6 protein-coding genes and 1 riboswitch are annotated in these 6076 nt (G+C 45.9%); of the genes, 4 read left to right on the top strand and 2 right to left on the bottom strand.

Annotated elements, in window-relative coordinates:
• Window positions 1–7: 7 nt before the first annotated feature.
• Together GC093_RS20565 and GC093_RS20570 are read right to left on the bottom strand one after the other, a co-directional pair.
• Window positions 8–994 carry an ABC transporter permease gene (locus tag GC093_RS20565; protein ID WP_171653748.1) on the bottom strand — a complete coding sequence of 329 codons (987 nt, stop codon included), beginning with the start codon at window positions 992–994 and terminating at the stop codon, window positions 8–10.
• Between the two features lie 18 nt (window positions 995–1012).
• Window positions 1013–2575, bottom strand: coding sequence for an ABC transporter substrate-binding protein (locus GC093_RS20570; RefSeq protein ID WP_171653790.1), 1563 nt, complete (start codon window positions 2573–2575; stop codon window positions 1013–1015).
• 244 nt (window positions 2576–2819) lie between these two features.
• Window positions 2820–3012, top strand: a riboswitch (cobalamin riboswitch).
• 142 nt (window positions 3013–3154) lie between these two features.
• Between GC093_RS20570 and GC093_RS20575 the strand changes: the two genes are divergently transcribed.
• The 4 genes from GC093_RS20575 to GC093_RS20590 are packed head-to-tail and all read left to right on the top strand — an operon-like array spanning window position 3155 to window position 5839.
• Window positions 3155–3922: an energy-coupling factor ABC transporter permease gene (locus GC093_RS20575; protein WP_171653749.1), complete on the top strand. Its 768-nt coding sequence runs from the start codon at window positions 3155–3157 to the stop codon at window positions 3920–3922.
• Window positions 3919–4203 (top strand): cobalt ECF transporter S component CbiN, encoded by a 285-nt coding sequence (locus tag GC093_RS20580; RefSeq protein ID WP_171653750.1) that lies wholly within the window; start codon window positions 3919–3921, stop codon window positions 4201–4203. Before GC093_RS20575 ends, GC093_RS20580 begins: the two co-directional genes overlap by 4 nt.
• Window positions 4200–5003 carry a cobalt ECF transporter T component CbiQ gene (gene cbiQ / locus GC093_RS20585; RefSeq protein WP_171653751.1) on the top strand — a complete coding sequence of 268 codons (804 nt, stop codon included), beginning with the start codon at window positions 4200–4202 and terminating at the stop codon, window positions 5001–5003. The genes GC093_RS20580 and cbiQ overlap by 4 nt, the downstream gene beginning before the upstream one ends.
• Complete coding sequence (locus tag GC093_RS20590) at window positions 5003–5839, top strand: energy-coupling factor ABC transporter ATP-binding protein (RefSeq protein ID WP_171653752.1); 837 nt, start codon at window positions 5003–5005, stop codon at window positions 5837–5839. The genes cbiQ and GC093_RS20590 overlap by 1 nt, the downstream gene beginning before the upstream one ends.
• Window positions 5840–6076 lie beyond the last annotated feature (237 nt).

Genomic DNA, 6076 nt, shown 5'->3' on the forward strand with positions numbered 1-6076 from the left:
ATTCTGCTCACAGGGCATCTCCTTCCCGCATTCTCGGATCCACCATTCGGTATATAAGATCAGCCAGTAAATTACCTGTAAAAACAAACAAAGCGCTGCATAGCACGATTCCCAGCAGCAGCGGTACATCTCCCCGAAGTCCCGCCTCCACTGTAGCTTGTCCCATCCCAGGATAGGAGAAAACCTGTTCAGCCAGCACGGCTCCTCCGAACAGTTCACTGAAGGATGTGAACTGGAGTGTCACCGCAGGCATTACCACATTGCGCAAGCCGTGTCTCCAGAACAATGTAAATCCACTCTCACCCCTGGCTCTCGCAAACAAAATATAATCACTGTCCAGCACGGATGTCAGCTTTTGTCGAGTATGCAACGCTATCGTGGAAATACCTGTAAAGCTTAAGGTAAGAGCAGGCAAAAACATATGAACCATCCGGTCCTGCCAAGTGACATCTTGAGCCAATACACCTGCTGGAACACCCAGACCAATGGGAAACCAACCCAGCCATACAGCAAAAATGAGCAATAAAACAAGCCCCAGCCAGAAGGTAGGCGTAGAGGCAAGCGTGTAACAATACCATTGAATTAACCGATCTATCCATGTATCCTTTTTCATTGCGGCAACCACACCCACACTGAAGCCAATAATGCCGGATAGCAGCCATGCTGTGCCCATCAAAGCGGCCGAGCTTAGAAACCGCTCCTGAATAACTTCAAGTACAGGAATTCGGTATATCATAGACATTCCGAAGTCGCCGCCAATCAGTGAAGTGATCCAGCGTAGGTAACGCTCAGCTGGAGGTTGGTCAAATCCCCAATGTGCCGCTATTGCCTCGCGCTGCTCAGGGCTAACCCTCAGCATATCCGCCCCCACATAAGCTTGAACGGGATCAATTGGCGAGAATTCAACAAGCGCGAATGAGACGGCGCTTACTGCAAGCAGAAGGAGAACCAGCTTCAAGATTTTCTGCATTCCATATAACATGATGTTAAGCATCCACGATATCCCCCTACTTTACTTAATGCGCCATTCCTCGATATTGCTTGTTACAGGCCAACCGTGTCCGTGAGGATGAATCTGTTGTTTGCCGATATCTAACCCATCTCTAACCAAATATAAGTGGTCAATATTGACAAGCCATGCCCAAGGCGCATCTCCGAGTGCACTTAACCCTGTACTGCCATCCCACTGAGCTTTTTTCCAGAATTCATTGGCATCCTTGTCGTTTACAGCAAGCAGCGCTTGTTTCATATAATTCTCTACTGTCGCATTGTTGTAATAGCCTGGATTCAAATAATCGATACCGCTGTATTTACTGCTGTAAACACTGTATACCTCTGTCGGATCGTGGCTCCCCCAGCCCAAAAGCACTGCATTTGCATGCATAAGCTTATCAAGCTCATCCCAGCTCTTTCCTTCAACCTTAACATTAATCCCAAGGGGTTTGATCATATCAGCAGCAGCAATCGCCAGAGATTGGCGGGTAACATCGTTGGATGGATACAGGAGATTGAATTCGGCCTTTATGGAGCCCTTTTCGAGAATGCCATCACCGTCGCTGTCCTTCCAACCGTCATTGGCGAGTATTTGCTGCCCTTCTTTTATATTGGCATCTGTGAATACGGCTTTCGGATTAAACCAGGGTAATCCATCATTGATTGTAAATGCAGGAGTACCGTGCCCTTCCAATACTCCTTGTACAAGAGCTTTTCTGTCGATAGCAATATTAATGGCTTTACGGATCGATAATTGCGATGTTACATCATTACCTATAGGATAGCCGTCCTTTGTTTTAGCGCCGGATTTTACATAAGGGAACATGATTCCGCGATTATCTACCGTATGAGCAGTCTCCAGTCGCATCCCGGCTACAGGCTGGTTACTGAATGCTGCTGGGATATAAGATATATCAACCTTACCGGCTTTAGCCGCAGCATAAGCAGCATCCTCGCTCAGAAACAAAAAGGTCAGCTTCTTAAACGCAGGTTTAGTCCCGTAATACTCAGGGTTAGCTTCTACTATCACCTGCTGCCCTTTATCCCACTGCACAAGCTTATAGGGACCTGACCCGATCGGTTTCTGAGCATACTCCTTACTATGGGCATGCTTGGGCACGATTCCCGTTGCAACCAGCATTTGAATAAAGGTCGAATTAGGTTCCTTTAAAGTAAATTTTACCGTATATTCATCAACCGTCTCGATATTCTTCATATAGCTCAAATCAATCGAAGATCCGCTCTTAGAGGCGGTCTCGAAGGTGTATTGGACATCTGCCGCCGTTAAGGGTTTACCATCTGTAAACTTAGCATCTTTACGTAGATTGACCGTCCACACGATTCCACCGTTCCCGACTTCATAGCTCGTCGCAAGATCATTTTTAATGCTCAGGTCATGCTCCCTCTTCAGCAGCGTGCTCTGGAAAAGCGGTGAGCCATAACGTCCCCAGCCTGTTGTCGGATCAAAGCCTGCTTCCGGTTCACCGCCAACCGCCAAAACTAGTTCGTTAGAAGCTCTGGATGCTCCTTCCTTTGGTTTCGCTGAACAACCATTCATTACCATGGCCAGAACCAAACTCATAAATAGAATAAATCCAAATCTTTTTCTCACACTATTCCACCCCTAGCCCTTTTTATCTGCAGCATCTACTCAAACTCCTGGATGTTTCTCGCTGCTAGTAAAATCATCCAGTAACACGAATAGTTAAAATAGTAACACACTTGAAAATTGGAGTCACTACTTTGTGCTATTTTTCGAAAAAATTGTGTCACAAAAAGGAATTAGCTTCTTTATATCGAATATAGTTAGATTGCAGCTAAAAAAATCGCATATTTACTAATCAGGTGCCTTTGAATTAAAAAAAGGATAACAGGGAATCGGGTGCAAATCCCGAGCGGTCCCGCCACTGTAACCGGGAAGTTTTTTTCCAATATATCACTCGATAGACGCTTATCGGGGAAGATGGGAAACGATGAAGATCCGGGAGCCAGGAGACCTACCTGATTAGCACACCCACAGGCCTTCGCGGAAAGGAGCGGTGTACGAACATGGATTCAGCTTATTACTCATGCTGTCGTCTATTGGCACGTACCCATAACCAATTCCAACAGGATTGGTTTTTTTAGGTTTTCACTATTTTTGAAACAGGAGGATTTGACAATGAAAGCAAAAAAGCTACTAACCACCTCGCTCTTAGTATTGGGATTTACTGTGTACCTGACATTTAATGAGCCCCAATCAGCCTATGCCATGCACATTATGGAAGGATTCCTGCCGGTAGGCTGGGCGATTTTCTGGTGGGCGGTATTTATTCCGTTCTTCATACTAGGGCTTCGGGCTTTAACCAGAATCACTAAGGAAACACCAGAGCTGAAAATTATGCTCGGATTGGCAGCAGCCTTCACCTTCGTTCTGTCAGCGCTCAAAATACCATCTGTAACGGGAAGCAGCTCTCATCCGACAGGAACCGGTCTTGGTGCTGTCATGTTCGGCCCACTGCCTATGAGTGTGTTGGGCTCTATCGTTCTATTATTTCAGGCGCTGCTTCTGGCGCATGGCGGCTTGACCACTCTGGGAGCCAATGCATTTTCGATGGCTGTTGCCGGTCCTATGGTTGGTTATGGTATCTATAGATGGATTATGAAAAGTACAGGAAAGCAACGGCTTGCCATCTTTATGGCTGCGGCGCTTGCAGATCTATCGACTTACATAGTTACATCACTTCAGCTCGCATTAGCCTTTCCGGCAGAGGTAGGTGGAATCGCCGCGTCATTCGCCAAATTTGGGGCTATCTTTGCTTTTACACAGGTTCCGCTTGCGATCAGCGAAGGCCTGCTCACCATCTTGATCTGGAACTGGCTGCAAGCCTACAGCTCTGAGGAACTATCTCTGCTTCAGCGCAAAATGAAAGGAGTTCAAAAATCATGAAAACAGGCACTAAAAATGCTTTGATTATAAGCGCAGTTGTACTGTTAGCAGCTCTCCCTCTTTTACTCGTCAATGGAGAATTTGGAGGTGCAGACGGGGCTGCGGAGGAAATGATTGCAACGCTTTCTCCTTCCTACGAGCCTTGGTTTACCCCCTTAGTGGAGCCTCCAGCGGAAACTGAAAGCATGCTGTTCGCCTTACAAGCGGCACTTGGGGCAGGCTTCATAGGCTATGTAATCGGGTTATTTAAAGGAAGAGCCTCCAAAACAAAAACACAATGATTACACTAATCGATTCGCTCTCATACACTAACAAGCTGCGGACTGTTTCTCCCATGTGGAAAATTGGATTCGCAGCCGTCCTATTTCTTATGTCTTACATGTCCCATCCAGTTATACAGCTTTTTATAAGTCTTTGGCTGCTTATATGGACAGTCAGCTATGCCCAAATACCAGCCCTCTATTATTTAAGACTCATTGGTGCCCCTTGTTTGTTCTATGCTGCCAGTCTTCCAGCCCTCCTTATCGAGTTCCAACGATCAAGTGAGCTGTCGACCTTAGCCTATTCAAGCACCCTATTATTTACAGTCTTTCATTGGACAGCCTTTCTGACTGACAACGGAATGCTTACAGCCATTACTTTACTCACGCGAATAATAGCCTGTTTGTCATGTATGACTTTTATTATGCTGACTACCCCGATTTCTGAGCTGTTTCAAGTTATGAAACGGCTGCGAGTACCCGCATTAGTGTTGGAAATGATGCTGATCATGTATCGCTTTTTATTTTTGCTGGAGAGTATAGCCCTTGATATGTACACAGCCCAAAAATCACGCGGTGGACAAACCGGATTTAAAAACAGGCTTAACGATACAGCCATCCTAATTGTGCGATTGTTCGCCAAGTCGATGCAGCGCTATAAAGGTGTTTCATATGGCTTGATAACCAGAGGCTTTATCGATGAAATTCATATGGCTCCCTATCAGGGTAAGCCAATTCCGTCACGCTATCTATGGGAGAGCTGTACCGGGATATTGATCTTAGTACTGCTTGAATTATTGCTTCGCTGGAGGGAAATCTAATGAACTCAATTTTGGAAGCGCTAGATGTAAGCTATACCTATCCTGGCGCCAAGACTGCCGCTCTCCATGGATTAAATATGAGAATCCCACTGGGAAAGAAGACTGCTATTTGCGGACATAACGGATCAGGAAAATCAACGTTTTTTCTTCATGCCATAGGCATACATCGTCCTGCAGCAGGCCAAATGATATGGAAAGACCATGCTATATCCTATCATTCCAAGGATTTGCAGCAGCTTCGACAGCGCATTGGCCTTGTATTTCAAGACCCTGAGCAGCAGTTGATCTTGAATACGCCTCAGGAGGATGTTTCCTATGGCCTGCGTAATGCCAGGGTGCCAGAGACTGAGATAAGCGGTCGCACACAGAGCATTCTTGAAGCAATGGGACTTACAAATTTGGCAGATACCCCTATTCACCACCTGAGTCTGGGTCAGAAAAAAAGAGTAGCTCTCGCAGGGGTGCTGGTGTTGGAGCCTGAGCTGCTGATGCTGGATGAGCCGACAGCTTATTTGGATCGTATTTCCGAGCAGCAATTAATAGCTCAGCTTGACCGGGTTCATGAAAGCGGCGTTACTGTTGTTATGGCAACGCACGATATGAATCTTGCTTATACCTGGGCTGAGCACATACTCGTTATGGATCAAGGACAGTGCCTAATGGAAGGCACACCAAATGAGGTCTTTAAGGATGAAGACAAGCTCAAATCCATCGGCCTGGAGCTTCCCATGCTGCTCGAAATCTGGCAATCGCTACCCGAATCGGTACGTCAAGGTATGACTCCTCCGACCTGTATGAATGAGTTTAAACAAACTATGAATAGATTGTTTGCATAACATATTCAGGTAGATAAGGATGATTCCCACTCGGTTGTCTTAAGGAACGTCAATCCGCTAATCATCATGAATCCCATCGAATTTATGTTTCCCCGGAACTACGATGCCTTATTTCGCCTCTAACCTAAGGAAATGCTACAATTTGATGCAAATAAAGGATCGTATGGACCTCTGTCAAGAAAGTAGACACCTACTAAGAGAATTTACAAAACGCTTTGGTAGTACAGTTCTTCAAAT

It is taken from the genome of Paenibacillus foliorum (genome assembly GCF_013141765.1).
GTDB lineage: Bacteria > Bacillota > Bacilli > Paenibacillales > NBRC-103111 > Paenibacillus_S > Paenibacillus_S foliorum.